The sequence below is a fragment of the Aeromicrobium massiliense JC14 genome, assembly GCF_000312105.1.
Taxonomy (GTDB): Bacteria; Actinomycetota; Actinomycetes; order Propionibacteriales; family Nocardioidaceae; genus Aeromicrobium; species Aeromicrobium massiliense.
This window is the reverse complement of sequence record NZ_HE978636.1, coordinates 1105110-1119141: the sequence shown is the minus strand read 5'-3', so window position 1 is coordinate 1119141 and position 14032 is coordinate 1105110. Positions and strand designations below refer to the sequence as shown.

Sequence of the window (14032 nt, the reverse complement as noted above, 5' to 3'; positions counted from 1 at the left end):
CCGGGTCAGGCGGTGACGGAGGCGGCCGGACGTCCGGTGCGCTCGTCGACGATCGGGTGCTCGGCGGCGGGGGCGGTCGGCACGATCCGCGATCCCTCGGGGCCGTACGCGTCCCGCGGCTCGGGGAAGGCGAACAGCAGCGCCGGGTAGAGCAGCGCGGCCAGGCCGATGCCGATGGGGATGGACAGGTCGACGCCGTTGGCGAGCTCGCCGAGCGGGCCGACGAACTGGCCGGGCAGGTTCACGAACGCCAGGGCGAGCGCGGCGGGCACGAGCCAGCCGACCAGGCCGCGCCAGTTCCAGCCGTGGCCGTACCAGTAGCGGCCGCCGGTCTGGCGGCGGTTGAAGACCTGCAGCGAGTCCGAGTCGTACCAGCCGCGGCGCACGAACCAGCCGATCATCATGACGACCATCCACGGCGCCGTGCAGGTGACGATGAGGGTGGCGAACATCGAGATGCTGGTGACGACGTCGAAGGCGAAGCGGCCGACGAAGATGAACGCGATCGCGATGGCGCCGATGAAGATCGTGGCCTGCACACGGCTGAAGCGCGGGAAGACGCTGGAGAAGTCCAGGCCGGTGCCGTACAGCGCGGTGGTGCCGGTCGACATGCCGCCGATGAGCGCGATGAGGCAGACCGGCAGGAAGTACCAGCCGGGCGAGACCTCGAGCAGGCCGCCGACGTAGTTGTTGTCGGCCAGGAAGTCGGGCGCCTCGGTGGCGACGATCGTGGCCGTCACCAGGCCGAACAGGAACGGGACGATCGTGGCGACCTGCGCGGCGAACGCGGCGGTCATGACCTGCCACGACGGCGTCTCGCGCGGGATGTAGCGGGCCCAGTCGCCCAGGAACGCGCCGAACGAGACCGGGTTCGACATCACCACGAGCATCGCGCCGACGAAGGCCGGCCAGTAGCCGAGCGTGCCCGGGTCGAGCGACCCGCCGTAGCCGGCGTCGAAGGCGCCGGCGAAGGCGAACGCGCCCAGCACGAACATGAGCGTCGCGGCGACGACGGCGATCTTGTTGATCAGCAGCATGAAGCGGAAGCCGTAGATGCACACGGTCAGCACCAGCGCGGCGAAGACGCCGTACGCGACCGCGAGCGTGAGGTCGTTCTGCGGCAGCCCGACGGCGCGGTTGGCGCCGCCGACGAGCGCGTCGCCCGAGCTCCAGACCGAGATCGAGAAGAACGCGAACGCGGTCAGGAGCGACAGGAACGAGCCGACGACGCGGCCGTGCACGCCCAGGTGCGCCGAGGAGGTGACGGCGTTGTTGGTGCCGGTGCGCGGGCCGAAGACGGCCATCGGCGCCAGGATCAGCGCGCCGGCGAGCAGCCCGGCCACGGTGGCCAGCAGGCCGTCCCAGAAGCCCAGGCCGAACAGGATCGGGAAGGTGCCCAGCACGACCGTGGCGAACGTGTTGGCGCCGCCGAACACGAGCCGGAACAGGTCGAACGGACGCGCGGTGCGCTCGGCGTCGGGGATCGGCTCGACGCCGTGGACCTCGACCTCGGTGACCTTCGGCGGCGGCGTCGTCGTGGGGACGGACATGGGCAGCTCCTTCAGAGGCCGGCGGGGACCGGCGAGAGGTGCTCGTGCACGGCGACGACACGGTCGCCGTCCAGCGCGAACACGATGGACTCACGCTCGCGCGTGGTGGTGCTTCCCCCCGGGGTGCTCGTCGTCGTCTCGACCGCGTGGGTCAGGACGGCGACGTCGCCGAGCAGCTGGACCAGGCGGTCCGTGCTGGTGCACGCCTCGACGCGCCAGCCCTCGGCCAGCCAGCCGGCCCAGGTCGCCTCGTAGGCGGCGCGGTCGGCGAGCAGGGCGGGCTCGGTGTGGAACGCGAAGGTGGCGTCCGGCGCGAAGCAGCCGAAGTACGCCTCGGTGTCGGTCGCGGTGAACGCGGCCACGAGCCGGTCGGCCGCCGCCAGGACGGCCTCGGTGGTCAGCGTGCTCATCGGCGTTCTCCTCGCTCGGACTGTGCTGGGCGTCACTGTAAGGACGGCGCGACGCAGCCGACAAGCACTTCGTTCGCGGACGACCGGCCGCGGTGAACGATCTGTCCGACGGGACCGGACGTGCGTGTACGATCGCGTCTCGACGAGCGGCTGCGCTGACGGATGCGCACGCTCGACCCGGCGGAAAAAACTACGGGCAGGAGCGGTCGTGGACGAGCTCGACGAGGCGATCGTGGCGCTGCTGGAGACCGACGGACGCCTGACCCATGGCGACGTGGCCCGCGCGGTGGGCCTGTCGCGCTCGGCCGCCGCATCGCGCGTGCAGCGGCTCATCGGCTCCGGACGCGTGGTCGTGCGCGGCGTCGTCCACCCCGCCGTGCTGGGCCGCGGCTCGCTGGCCTACGTCGCGCTGGCCGTGCACGGGCCGGCCGCGCCGGTCGCCGAGGCGGTGGCCGAGCGTGACGACGTCGCCTTCGTCTCGCTCACCACGGGCCGGCACGGCGTCGTGGCCGAGCTGCGGGCCGAGTCGCCGCTGGCCGTCGACGAGGCGATCGCCCAGCTGCGCACGCTCGACCACGTCCACGGCGTCGACACGCTCGTGTACGTCGAGGTCGCGCGCGACGTGGTGGGACCGGTCGGCGCGGTCGACCACGCGGTCGACGCGACCGACCTCGCCCTGCTGCGCGCCCTGCAGGACGACGGCCGGGCGTCCTTCGTCGAGCTCGCGGCCCTCGCCGGCATCTCGGCCGCCGGGGCCCGGCGCCGGGTGCTGCGGATGCTGCAGGCCCAGGTCGTCCGGGTCGGCGCGCTGGTGCGACCCACCGGCCAGGACGGCCGCAGCGCGATGGGTGTCGGGCTGCGGCTGCACGGCGACCAGCGCGAGGTGGTCGCCGCCCTGAGCGCGATGCCGACGGTGACGTTCGTGGCCCGCACGCTCGGCCGCTTCGACCTGCTCGTCTCGATGCGCGGACCCTCGACCGCCCAGCTGGTGGACGCCGTGGAGTCGCTGCGCGCCCTGCCCCAGGTGCACGAGGTCGACAGCTGGACCCACCTGCGCGTCGTGAAGGAGTCGTACGCGCTGGGCCAGCTCGGCGTCGTGACCCAGGCCTAGAGGATCGCGCCGGGCGCGTAGGCGGCCGCCTGCGGGTGGCGCGTCGCCCACTGCTCGACCTGCGCCACGACCTGGGCCACCTGCGACACCGCGGCGCCGGTGAACGACAGCGGCTCCGCGACGAGCGAGCGCAGGTCGTCCGCCGTGAGCCCGAGCCGCTCGTCGGCGCCCAGGCGCTCGAACAGGTCGTTGTCGGCAGTGCCCTGCTCGCGCATGCCCAGCGCGACGGAGACCGCGTGCTCCTTGATCGCCTCGTGCGCCTGCTCGCGGCCGACCCCGGCGCGGACGGCCGACATGAGCACCTTGGTGGTCGACAGGAACGGCAGGTAGCGGTCGAGCTCGCGCTGGACGACGGCCGGGAAGACGCCGAACTCGTCCAGCACGGTCAGGAAGGTCTCGAACAGGCCGTCGGCGGCGTAGAAGGCGTCGGGCAGGGCCACGCGGCGGACGACGGACTCGGAGACGTCGCCCTCGTTCCACTGGTCGCCGGCGACCTCGCCGATCATCGAGGCGTACCCGCGCAGGACGACGGCCAGGCCGTTGACCCGCTCGCACGAGCGGGTGTTCATCTTGTGCGGCATCGCCGACGAGCCGACCTGGCCGGGCTTGAAGCCCTCGGTGACCAGCTCGTTGCCGGCCATGAGCCGGATGGTCGTGGCGACGTTGGACGGCGCCGCGACCAGCTGCACGAGCGCGGTGATCGCGTCCAGGTCGAGCGAGCGCGGGTAGATCTGGCCCACGGACGTGAACGTGCGAGTGAAGCCCAGGTGCTCGGCGACCCGGCGCTCGAGCTCGACCAGCTTGCCCTCGTCGCCGCCGAGCAGGTCGAGCATGTCCTGGCCGGTGCCGACCGGGCCCTTGATGCCGCGCAGCGGGTAGCGCTCGACCAGGTTCTCCAGCCGCTCGAGCGCGACCATCAGCTCGTCCGCCGCCGTCGCGAACCGCTTGCCCATCGTCGTGGCCTGGGCGGCGACGTTGTGGCTGCGGCCGGCCATGACCAGCTCGGCGTTCTCGGCGGCCAGGCGGCCGAGGCGCACGAGGGCGGCGACGCCGCGGTCGCGCAGCAGCTCGAGCGAGGCGCGCACCTGCAGCTGCTCGACGTTCTCGGTGAGGTCGCGCGACGTCATGCCCTTGTGGATGTGCTCGGTGCCGGCCAGCGCCGCGAACTCCTCGATGCGGGCCTTCACGTCGTGCCGGGTGACGCGCTCGCGGTCGGCGATCGAGCCGAGGTCGACTCGGTCGACGACGGCCTCGTAGGCCTCGATGACGCCGTCGGGCGTCTCGACGCCGAGGTCGCGCTGGGCGCGGAGGACCGCGATCCAGAGCCGGCGCTCCAGGACGACCTTGTGCTCGGGCGACCAGATGGCGGCGAGCTCGGGCGAGGCGTAGCGGGAGGCGAGGACGTTCGGCGTGGTCACGGGCCCTAGTCTCTCGCACCCGGCCCGCGGCGCGGCAACAGCGCCGCTAGTCGACGCCGTTCAGCACGTCCACGACCCCGAAGAGGTCGCCGCGGTCGTAGTTGTCGACGGCCACGTACGCGGGCAGCCGCCCCCGCTCGTCGCGGCAGCGCAGCAGCCGCGGCAGCAGCACGTCGCGCGCGTTGACCCGCTCGGCGTCGCTCACCCGCGACGAGTAGTTGCTCAGCCAGTGGTTGATCAGCAGCAGCGACGCGTCCGCCGGGCCGCGGTTCGGGGCGCAGCTCATCTCGTCGGCGCTGCGGAAGCCGTACGGGGTGTCCTGCACCCAGGCGAAGCCGTCGAGCATCCACGGGTAGGTGTCGCCGCCGCCCACGTTCTCCTGCAGCACGACCAGGCGGCGGCCCGAGTCGACCATCTCCCCCAGCGTCGGCCAGGGCTCGCCCGTCCGCTGGGTGTGCACCATCGGCAGGAGGCCGGCGTCGTCGACCAGGGCCGCGAGGTCGCCCGGCGTGACCTCGTCCTGGACGAACAGGGTGACGACCTCGCGCGGGTGATCGTCCATCCAGCCGCGCACGTCGCGCAGGAGGGGTCCCAGCTCGGTCGCGCCGAGCTCGCACAGGGCGTGGCACAGGTACACCCGCTCCGGCCCGCGCGGCACGGCCCCGAGCGCGTCCCGCACCCGCAGCGCGCTGGCCACGATCGCCGAGCCGTAGGCCTCGGTCGCCTGGCGGAGCGCCTCCTCGCGCGCGCGGCCCGACGTGGCGACGACGCCCTCCCGGTCGGTCTCGCGGCCGTACCAGGTGTCGATGAGGAACACCCGGACGCCGTCGCGCAGCTGACCCATCACGCCGGTGGGCTGCTCGGCCAGGAACCAGCCCGGCTCGTCGCCGGCCGACATCGAGTTGTGCGTCGCCGGCTGGGCGACCTGGTCGTAGGGCCGGTCGCACAGCGCGACGCGCCCGTTGCACCCGGCGGGGTCCTTGCCGCCGCCGCCGCCGACCCAGCCGGCGATCGAGCCCTCGCGCGGCCACACGGCCACGACGACGACCAGCCCGACCAGCGCGACCGCGAGCCCGGCGGCGACCGGGACGCGCACGTGCGCCAGCACCCACCGGGCCACCCGGCCGGCGTCGGGCCGGCGACGCGTGAGGCCGTGCGCCAGCTGGCGCAGCCCGTGCACCAGGGCGACGAAGGCCAGGGCCACCACGGCGAGCCGGACGGTCTGCAGCGGCCGCACCAGCGCGAGCACGGCCACGCCGACCAGCACCGCGCCGCGCACCAGGTACGCCTGCGGGTCGCGGCGGACGAGGGCCAGCTCGCGCACCCGGTGCCCGACGTCGCGCAGGTCGGCGTCCGGGTCGATCGCCGCGGCGACGCGCACGACGTAGCCGGACCCCGCGACGAACGCGACGAGCGCCCACAGGCTGGTGTCCTGGCTGTTCCACGCGGCCGTCGTCAGGGCGCGGGCGAGCGTGGACGGATCGAGCACGGACGCGGCGAAGCCGCCGGTCAGCGCGAGACCGGCCAGGCCGCCGCCGGCGAGCAGCAGGCCCTGCCCGGTCGCGTCCGCCAGCCGTCGGCCGCGCCGCCCGTCGAGCCACGCGCCGGCCAGCACGAGCGCCAGCCCGAGCAGCGGCAGCGTCCACGACAGCGTGCCGACGAGGTGCGCCTGCTCGACGAAGCGGTTCGTCGCGCTGCCCGACCCGATCTCGGCCAGGCGCACGTCCAGGTCGTCGGGCAGGGACGCGGCCACGTCCGGCGCGACCGTGGTGACCGCGGCGACGACGAGCGCCCCGATGTCGGCGAACTGAAGCACCAGCTGGTCGCCCCCGTCGCCGCCGGAGACCAGCGCGTCGTGCAGCGGGCGGACGGCGGCTCGCACCACCGGCTCGAGCGCCGGGCTGGAGACGAGGCTGTCGCCCACCGACTCCAGCAGCGGACGCAGCGCGACGAGCTCGGGGTCGACCTCGATCACCCGGTCGCTGATCTCGACGCCGAGCAGCCGCGACACGTCGCCGTCGGACCGGACCGCCTCGACGTGCCCGGCGAACCGGTCTGCGTCCAGCACCTGGCGGTCGACGTGGACCGAGACGAGGCCGGCCAGCAGCACGAGCACCCCGACGGCGGTCAGGACGCGGGACAGGATGCGCACGGGAGCCTCCACGGGTCTGACCCGGACGCTACTCCCGCGCACGGGGCGCGGTCAGCCCTGCGACGCCTTCAGCGCGATGTCGCCGCGGTGGTGGGCGCCGCGGATGCTCAACGCGTCGACGCCGGCGTAGGCCCGCTCGCGCGCCTGCACCAGGTCGTCGCCCGAGGCGGTCACCGCGAGCACCCGGCCACCGGCGGTCACGAGGCGGCCCTCGGCGTCCAGCGCGGTGCCGGCGTGGATGACGTCGACGCCCTCGAGCGCGTTCGCGGCGTCGACGCCCTCGATGACGTCGCCGGTGCGCGGCGACTGGGGGTACCCCTCGGACGCCACGACGACCGTGACCGCCGAGCCGGTGCGCCACTGCGGCAGCCCGACGCGGCCGAGCTCACCGGTCGCCGCGCCGTGCAGCAGCGTCGACAGCGGGGTCTGCAGCAGGGCCATGAGCGCCTGGGTCTCCGGGTCGCCGAAGCGGGCGTTGAACTCCACGACGCGGGTGCCGCGCGAGGTCAGCGCGAGCCCGGCGTAGAGCAGGCCCTGGAACGGGGTGCCGCGACGCGTCATCTCCTTGACGGTCGGGACGAGCACGCGGCGGCAGACGTCCTCGACGAGGTCGTCCGGCGCCCACGGCAGCGGGGTGTAGGCGCCCATGCCGCCCGTGTTGGGGCCGGCGTCGTCGTCGAGCGCGCGCTTGAAGTCCTGGGCGGGCTGCAGCGGCAGCACCGTCTCGCCGTCGGTGATCGCGAACAGCGAGACCTCGGGGCCGTCGAGGAACTCCTCGATGACCACCCGCTCGCAGGCGAGCGCATGGTCGAGCGCGGCCTGGCGGTCGTCGGTGACGACGACGCCCTTGCCGGCGGCGAGGCCGTCGTCCTTGACCACGTAGGGGGCGCCGAACGCGTCCAGTGCCGCCTCGACCTGCTCGCGCGTGGTGCACACGTGGGCCATGGCGGTGGGGACGCCGGCGGCGGCCATGACGTCCTTGGCGAACGCCTTGGAGCCCTCGAGCTGCGCGGCCTCCTTGCTCGGTCCGAAGCAGGCGATGCCGGCCTCGCGGACGGCGTCGGCGACGCCCGCGACGAGCGGCGCCTCGGGGCCGACCACGACCAGTTCGGCGCCCAGCTCGGTGGCCAGCGCGGCCACGGCGGCGCCGTCCATCGGGTCGACGGGGTGCAGCGTGGCGAACGCGGCGATGCCCGGGTTGCCCGGTGCGGCGTGCACCTCGCTGACGTGCGGGTCGCGGGACAGGGCGAGGGCGAGCGCGTGCTCGCGGCCTCCGGTGCCGATCACGAGGGTCTTCACGGACCCCGAGCCTAACGGCGTCCGGCCACCACCCGGCCACGGCGCCGCCTGACGAGCAGGACGAGCGCGCCGGCGGCGGCGACCAGACCGGCCGCACCTGCGCTCCAGGCCAGGGTCTCGGCGGCCGAGCGGGGCGCGTCGGTGCCGGTCGCGCCGTCCGCGACGGGCTCGCGGACCTCGGCCGGCCGGTTCACGTCAGAGACGGCGGCGACGCCGCACAGGTCGGTGCGGAAGCCCTCGTCCGCGGCGACGACGTAGCGCTCGCCCGGCACGAGGTAGTCACCACCGAGATCGCCCTCGGCGGCCTCGACCCACACCACGGGTGCCAGGTCAGGCCCGGCCCAGACCTCGTCGACCGCGAGCCGCGCGTGCTCGGACCAGGCGGCCTCGACGGTGCCGACCAGGACGACCGGCGCGTCGACCGTGCCCTCCAGCGCGGTGCAGGTGTCAGCCGCGGCCGGCGACGCGGGCAGCAGCACGACCACGGCCACCGCCACCACCATCAGGGCTGCTCGGCGCATGGGACCTCCTCGCCCGGTCATGTCGCGAGAGGACTCACCGTCTCACGCAGGCCGCCGCGGGGAGGGCGGAACAGCTCAGAGCAGGTCGTGGACGACGACCGTCTGCTCGCGGCCGGGGCCGACGCCGATCGCCGAGATGCGCGAGCCGCTGATCGCGTCGAGCTCGCGGACGTACGCCTGGGCGTTCGCCGGCAGGTCGCTCAGCTCGCGCGCGCCGGAGATGTCCTCGGACCAGCCCGGGAAGTACTCGTAGATCGGCTTCGCGTGGTGGAAGTCGGTCTGCGAGGCGGGCATCTCCTCGACCCGCTCGCCGTCGACCTCGTAGGCGACGCAGACCGGGATGCGGTCCCAGCCGGTGAGCACGTCGAGCTTGGTCAGCACGAAGTCGGTGACGCCGTTGATGCGCGCGGCGTAGCGGGCGACCGGGGCGTCGTACCAGCCGCAGCGGCGCGGACGTCCGGTCGTCGTGCCGAACTCGCCGCCGTTGACGCGCAGGCGCTCGCCGTCCTCGTCGAACAGCTCGGTCGGGAACGGGCCCTCGCCCACGCGGGTGGCGTACGCCTTGACGATGCCGATGACGCGGGTGATCTCGGTGGGCGCGATGCCCGAGCCGGTGCACGCACCGCCCGACGTCGCCGACGACGACGTCACGAACGGGTAGGTGCCGTGGTCGACGTCCAGCAGCGTGGCCTGGCCGGCCTCCAGCAGCACGGTCTCGTCGCGGCGGAGCGCCTCGTGCAGCAGCAGCGCGGTGTCGGTGACGTAGGGGCGCACGCGGTCGACGTACGACAGCAGCTCCTCGACGGTCTCGTCGACTCCCACGGCGCGGCGGTTGTAGATCTTGGTGAGGATCTGGTTCTTCTGCTCCAGGGCGCCCTCGACCTTGGCGTGCAGGATCTTCTCGTCGAACAGGTCCTGGACGCGGATGCCGAGCCGGTTCATCTTGTCGGCGTACGTCGGGCCGATGCCGCGCCCGGTGGTGCCGATCTTGCGCTTGCCGAGGAAGCGCTCGGTGGTCTTGTCCAGCGAGCGGTTGTAGTCGGCGATGACGTGCGCGTTGGTGCTGAGCTTCAGCCGCGAGGTGTCGATGCCGCGGGCCTCGAGCCCGTCGATCTCCTCGAACAGCACCGACAGGTCGACCACGACGCCGTTGCCGATCACCGGCGTGCAGCCGGGGGTCAGGATGCCGCTGGGCAGCAGGTGGAGGGCGTACTTCTCGCCCTCGATGACGACGGTGTGGCCGGCGTTGTTGCCACCGTTGAACTTGACGACGTAGTCGACACGGCTACCGAGCAGGTCGGTCGCCTTGCCCTTCCCCTCGTCTCCCCACTGGGCACCGACGATCACGACTGCGGGCATGGATTCGCACCAACCTCGAGCACAAGACAAGCCCCGTCTCCGGGGCTCTTACCGCGACAGCCTATCGGAGCGGCGCCTAGGGTGACGACCCATGAGACCCGTCATCGCGATCGCGAACGCCCAGGCCGGCAGCAGCGAGACCGAGGCGGTGGAGGAGGTCGTCGCCCGGCTGCGCGAGCGCACCGACGTCCGGCTGGCCCACACCGAGGGCGAGGACGACCTGCGCGAGGCCCTCGCCGAGGCGTCCGGCCGGCTGGTCGTGGTGCTCGGCGGCGACGGCTCGCTGCACGCCGTGGTGAAGGTGCTGGACGACCTGGGGTTGCTCCCCGACGTCCAGGTCGCACTCGTGCCGATGGGCACCGGCAACGACTTCGCCCGCACGATCGGGATGCGCCGCGACCACCCGCTCGAGGCGGCCGAGCAGGTGCTCGACTCCGAGCCCTGCACGCTCGACCTGGTGCGCGACGACCGCGGCCGTGTCGTGGTCAACGCCGTCCACGTCGGCATCGGGGCGGAGGCGGCGGTCGAGGCCAAGCCGTACAAGGCGAGGCTCGGTCCGGTCGGCTACGCCGTCGGTGCGGTCATCTCGGGCGTCAAGCACAAGGGGTTCCGGGCCAAGGTGACGGTCGACGGCCGGCAGATCCGTCGCCGCGGCCGGATGATCCAGGTGGCCGTCGGCAACGGGCGCTACATCGGCGGCGGCGCCCCGCTGCTGCCCGAGGCCGACCCGGGCGACGGCCTGCTGGACGTGTCGGTGTCGTGGTCGAACCCGCGGCTGCGCCGGGTCGCGTACGCGTGGCGCCTGCGCAAGGGCCGCCACCCGTACCGCGACGACGTCGAGTACCTGCGCGGCCGCGAGGTGACGGTCGTCGGCGAGGAGACCCGCGGCAACCTCGACGGCGAGATCGACGACGCACGCTCGTCCCACGCCTGGCACGTCGAGCCCGGGGTCCTGACGATGCTGCTCCCGCGCAGCCCCGCGCCCGCCCACGACTGACGCGGACGCGACGAGGCCCCCGCGAGCGCTGCTCGCGGGGGCCTCGTGCTGGGGTGCGGCTCAGCGGCGCGCGACCTTGACCTTCACGGTCGTCGTCGAGCCGGAGAACAGCGAGGCACCGGCGTACTTCACCGTCAGTCGCTGCGTGCCCACCTTGGTGAGGCGCGCCAGCCGGACGGTCGCCTTGCCGTCACGCACCGTGGCGGTGCCGACGCGCTTCGAGCCCTGGTAGACCCCGACGGTGCCGCTGGTGACCGGGACGCCGTACGCGCGCACCGTCACCGCGACCTTCGCCCGCGTCTTCTTCACGACGACCTTGCGCGTCGTCACCTTCGCGGTGACCGACGTGCGGGCCTTGGCCACCGTGACGCGGACGGTCGTCCGCGCACCGGCGTAGGTGCCGTTGCCGGGGTAGGTCACGGTCAGCGTGTGCGCGCCCGGCTTCAGCGCCGTGCCCGCGACCTGGACGACCGCGCGCCCCTTGTCCAGGTAGGACACACCCAGGCGGGTCGAGCCGCGCGTGACCGTGACCGTGCCGGTCGCAGCCGCCGGACCGGTCACGACGACCGTGCCGACCTTGCCGTACGTGCCGGCGTAGCCGGTCGCCTTGAGCGCGGTGGGCGCGACCGTCACCGTGGCCGAGGCCGACGCCGTGGCGGCCTCGTGCTGGAGGTCGCCGACGTACTGGACGTCGAGCTCGTGCACGCCGACGCCGAGGGCCCCGGCGGGGACCCGCACCGTCGCGCGTCCCGACGCGAGGTCGGCGGTGCCGACGACCCGCTCGTTGCCGAGCACCTCGACCTGACCGGTCGGGGTGACGCCGGTGGCCGACGTGACCGTGACCGGGACCGACAGGACGCCGGTGACGGGGGCCTTCGCGACCTGGCCCACGGTGACCGCGGACGCGCCCCGCTCGACCTTCAGGTCGACCGTGCTGGTGGAGGCCTGCACGGAGTCGTCGCCCGCGTAGGCGACGGTGAGCGTCCGGGTGCCGACCGCCAGGCCGGTGGTGTCCACGTCGACGGACACGACACCCTGGTCGAGGGTCGCCGTGCCGACGACCGTCGAGCCGGACAGGACGTCCACACGGCCGGACGGCACGAGGTCGCCTTCGGTCGTCACCTCGACGTCCACGACGGCCTGCTCGCCGCGCTCGACCGTGTCCGGGCCCTGCGCGGTCGTCGTGCTCTCGACCTTGCCCACCGAGACCGGGACCTCGAACGTGGCGCCGGTCGGCTGCGCGGTGACCCGCACCGTGCCGGTGCCCGCCACGGTCGTGGCCGGCACGGTGACGCGGGCCGAGCCGGCCGCGGCCGGGAACGTGCCGAGGTCGGTCGTCGTGCCGTCCAGGACGAGCGACGCGGAGACCGAGGTCGTGGCCGGGACGCCGCGCGAGGTGAGGTCGAGCTTGGGGAACGTGAGGTCCAGCGCCTCGCCCAGGACGACGTCCCGGTCGCCGGCGACCTTCACCGCGTGGCGGCGGTAGTCCGGCGCGACCGGGGACTCGGCCTTCAGGTAGTCCATCCACGCCTGGTAGTCCTGCAGGCCGGTGTCGAAGTTGCTGCCCTCGGTGAACGCCCGGAAGTTGTCGCCGCCGGCGCCGAGGAAGCTGAACGTCGCGACCCGGTAGGTCTTGTCAGGGTCGAGCGGATCGCCGTCGATGGTCAGGCTGGTGATGCGGTCGCCCCGCTCCCGCGTGTCGTCGTAGGTGTACTGGACGTTCGCGGACGTGCCCAGCTGCAGGTAGGCGCGCGTCGGCACGGAGCCGTCGGGGTTGGTCTGCCACTGCTGCTCGAAGACCTTCTTCAGGGACGAGCCCTTGAGGCTGACAGAGCTGAGCGTGTTGTTGAACGGCAGCACCGCGTTGGCCTCGGCGAAGGTGACGACGCCGTCCTTGTTCACGGCGGCGTCGGCGCCGGTCGAGCCGGCGTGGATCAGCTCCGCGCGCAGGCCGCCGGGGTTGGCGATGCCGAGGTCGGCGCCGACCTCGAGCTGCGAGACCTGGGCCAGGACGGCGTCGGCCACGAGGTTGCCCAGGGTGGACTCGTTCGCCCGGTCGTCCCGGGTCGATCCCGTGTAGGCGGTCGTGATGTCGGCGCTGATGGTCGCGACCGGCTGCTCGCCGAGCGCCTTGGCCTTCGCCAGGGCGTCGTCGACGATCGTCTTGACCTCGGCGACGCGCGGGTAGGTCGCGGCCAGCGTGTCGTCGGCGGCGGTCGTGCGGGCCACGTTGCCGGCGGTGTAGGAGACGACCTCGCCGGTGTCCGGGTCGACCTTCAGCTGCACCTGGCCGATGCGCTCGCCGTAGCTGCCGGTCTGGACGACCGGACGGGTCTTGCCGGCGACGCCGGGGACCGGCGCGTTCCAGGCGTACTCCTTGTGCGTGTGGCCGGTGAAGATCGCGTCCACCGCCGGGTCGGTCTTGGTGACGATGTCGGCGAAGGCGCCACCGTCGGCGACCTCCTGCTCCAGCGTCGTGCTTCCGGGCGTCTTGAAGCCGGCGCCCTCGTGGTACGACGCGACGATGACGTCCGGCTTGTCCGCGGAGGCCTCGAGCTGGCGCGCGACGCGGTTGACGGCCTCGACCGGGTCGCCGAACTCCAGGTTCGCCACGCCGGCGGGCGAGACGAGCGAGGCGGTCTCCTCGGTGGTCGCGCCGATGACCGCCACGTCCTGGCCGGCGACGGTGAACGTCTCGTACGCCGGGAGCACGGGGTCGGTGGTGCCCTTGCGGTAGATGTTCGCGGCCACGTGCTGGTAGTCCGCGGCCCCCTCGACGCGTCCGGCGAGGTCGGCCTCGCCGCCGTCGAGCTCGTGGTTGCCGACCGCCGAGACGGCCAGGTCCAGCGCGTCCAGCACGTCGATCGTGGGCTCGTCCTTCTGCGAGGACGACGCGAACAGGCTGGCGCCGATGTTGTCGCCGGCCGACAGGAACAGCGTGTTCGCGTCACCGGCGGCGGCGCGCAGCTGCTCGACGGTGCCGGCCACCTTCACGGTGTTGGCGTCGATGCGCCCGTGGAAGTCGTTGACGTCGATGAGGTTCACGGTGACGGGGTCGGCCGCGTGGGCCGGCGAGGCGACCGCGAGGCCGCCGCAGCTGAGGAGGGCGGCCACGCCGATGGCCGTCCTGCGACGCAAGAGGTTCACTGAGGTCCTTTCCGGGACGGCGCCCGCGCGGGCGCACAGCCGAGACCCTAGGACCGCCCCACGGCGCC

The 14032-nt window shown here is 73.5% G+C and carries 10 protein-coding genes; 2 read left to right on the top strand and 8 right to left on the bottom strand.

Annotation, left to right across the window (positions count from 1 at the left end):
* Positions 1-5: 5 nt before the first annotated feature.
* On the bottom strand, positions 6-1550 hold the full coding sequence (locus HGAM_RS05650; RefSeq protein WP_019144504.1) for a purine-cytosine permease family protein: 1545 nt from the start codon (positions 1548-1550) through the stop codon (positions 6-8).
* Between the two features lie 11 nt (positions 1551-1561).
* The gene (locus HGAM_RS05645) at positions 1562-1960 is read right to left on the bottom strand and encodes a YybH family protein (RefSeq protein WP_019144503.1); all 399 of its coding nucleotides are present in this window, start codon (positions 1958-1960) and stop codon (positions 1562-1564) included.
* 208 nt (positions 1961-2168) lie between these two features.
* On the opposite strand from HGAM_RS05645, the gene HGAM_RS05640 reads away from it, so the two are divergent.
* Positions 2169-3071 (top strand): Lrp/AsnC family transcriptional regulator, encoded by a 903-nt coding sequence (locus tag HGAM_RS05640; protein WP_019144502.1) that lies wholly within the window; start codon positions 2169-2171, stop codon positions 3069-3071.
* Here the strand turns inward: HGAM_RS05640 and purB are convergent.
* The 5 genes from purB to HGAM_RS05615 form a co-directional block, all read right to left on the bottom strand.
* Entirely contained in the window at positions 3068-4489 is a 1422-nt protein-coding gene (gene purB, locus HGAM_RS05635; protein WP_019144501.1) for an adenylosuccinate lyase, read from the bottom strand. The two genes, HGAM_RS05640 and purB, sit on opposite strands and share 4 nt — an antisense overlap.
* Positions 4490-4535: 46 nt before the next feature.
* Positions 4536-6641 (bottom strand): phosphoinositide-specific phospholipase C-related protein, encoded by a 2106-nt coding sequence (locus tag HGAM_RS05630; RefSeq protein ID WP_019144500.1) that lies wholly within the window; start codon positions 6639-6641, stop codon positions 4536-4538.
* Positions 6642-6692: 51 nt separating this feature from the next.
* Positions 6693-7940 carry a phosphoribosylamine--glycine ligase gene (purD, locus tag HGAM_RS05625; protein ID WP_019144499.1) on the bottom strand — a complete coding sequence of 416 codons (1248 nt, stop codon included), beginning with the start codon at positions 7938-7940 and terminating at the stop codon, positions 6693-6695.
* An 11-nt stretch (positions 7941-7951) separates the two neighbouring features.
* Positions 7952-8461, bottom strand: coding sequence for a hypothetical protein (locus tag HGAM_RS05620; protein WP_147543557.1), 510 nt, complete (start codon positions 8459-8461; stop codon positions 7952-7954).
* A gap of 75 nt (positions 8462-8536) precedes the next feature.
* Entirely contained in the window at positions 8537-9820 is a 1284-nt protein-coding gene (locus tag HGAM_RS05615) for an adenylosuccinate synthase (RefSeq protein ID WP_020693411.1), read from the bottom strand.
* Positions 9821-9911: 91 nt separating this feature from the next.
* On the opposite strand from HGAM_RS05615, the gene HGAM_RS05610 reads away from it, so the two are divergent.
* On the top strand, positions 9912-10817 hold the full coding sequence (locus tag HGAM_RS05610) for a diacylglycerol/lipid kinase family protein (protein ID WP_019144496.1): 906 nt from the start codon (positions 9912-9914) through the stop codon (positions 10815-10817).
* 60 nt (positions 10818-10877) lie between these two features.
* Here the strand turns inward: HGAM_RS05610 and HGAM_RS17940 are convergent, their stop codons facing one another.
* Positions 10878-13964, bottom strand: coding sequence for a 5'-nucleotidase C-terminal domain-containing protein (locus HGAM_RS17940; protein WP_020693412.1), 3087 nt, complete (start codon positions 13962-13964; stop codon positions 10878-10880).
* Positions 13965-14032: the final 68 nt, after the last annotated feature.

Excerpts from the sequence above, each read along its gene's own strand:
- HGAM_RS05650 (WP_019144504.1), bottom strand. The coding sequence starts at position 1,550 with ATGTCCGTCCCCACGACGACGCCGCCGCCGAAGGTCACCGAGGTCGAG.
- HGAM_RS05645 (WP_019144503.1), bottom strand. The coding sequence starts at position 1,960 with ATGAGCACGCTGACCACCGAGGCCGTCCTGGCGGCGGCCGACCGGCTC.
- HGAM_RS05620 (WP_147543557.1), bottom strand. The coding sequence starts at position 8,461 with ATGCGCCGAGCAGCCCTGATGGTGGTGGCGGTGGCCGTGGTCGTGCTG.
- HGAM_RS05615 (WP_020693411.1), bottom strand. The coding sequence starts at position 9,820 with ATGCCCGCAGTCGTGATCGTCGGTGCCCAGTGGGGAGACGAGGGGAAG.
- HGAM_RS05610 (WP_019144496.1), top strand. The coding sequence starts at position 9,912 with ATGAGACCCGTCATCGCGATCGCGAACGCCCAGGCCGGCAGCAGCGAG.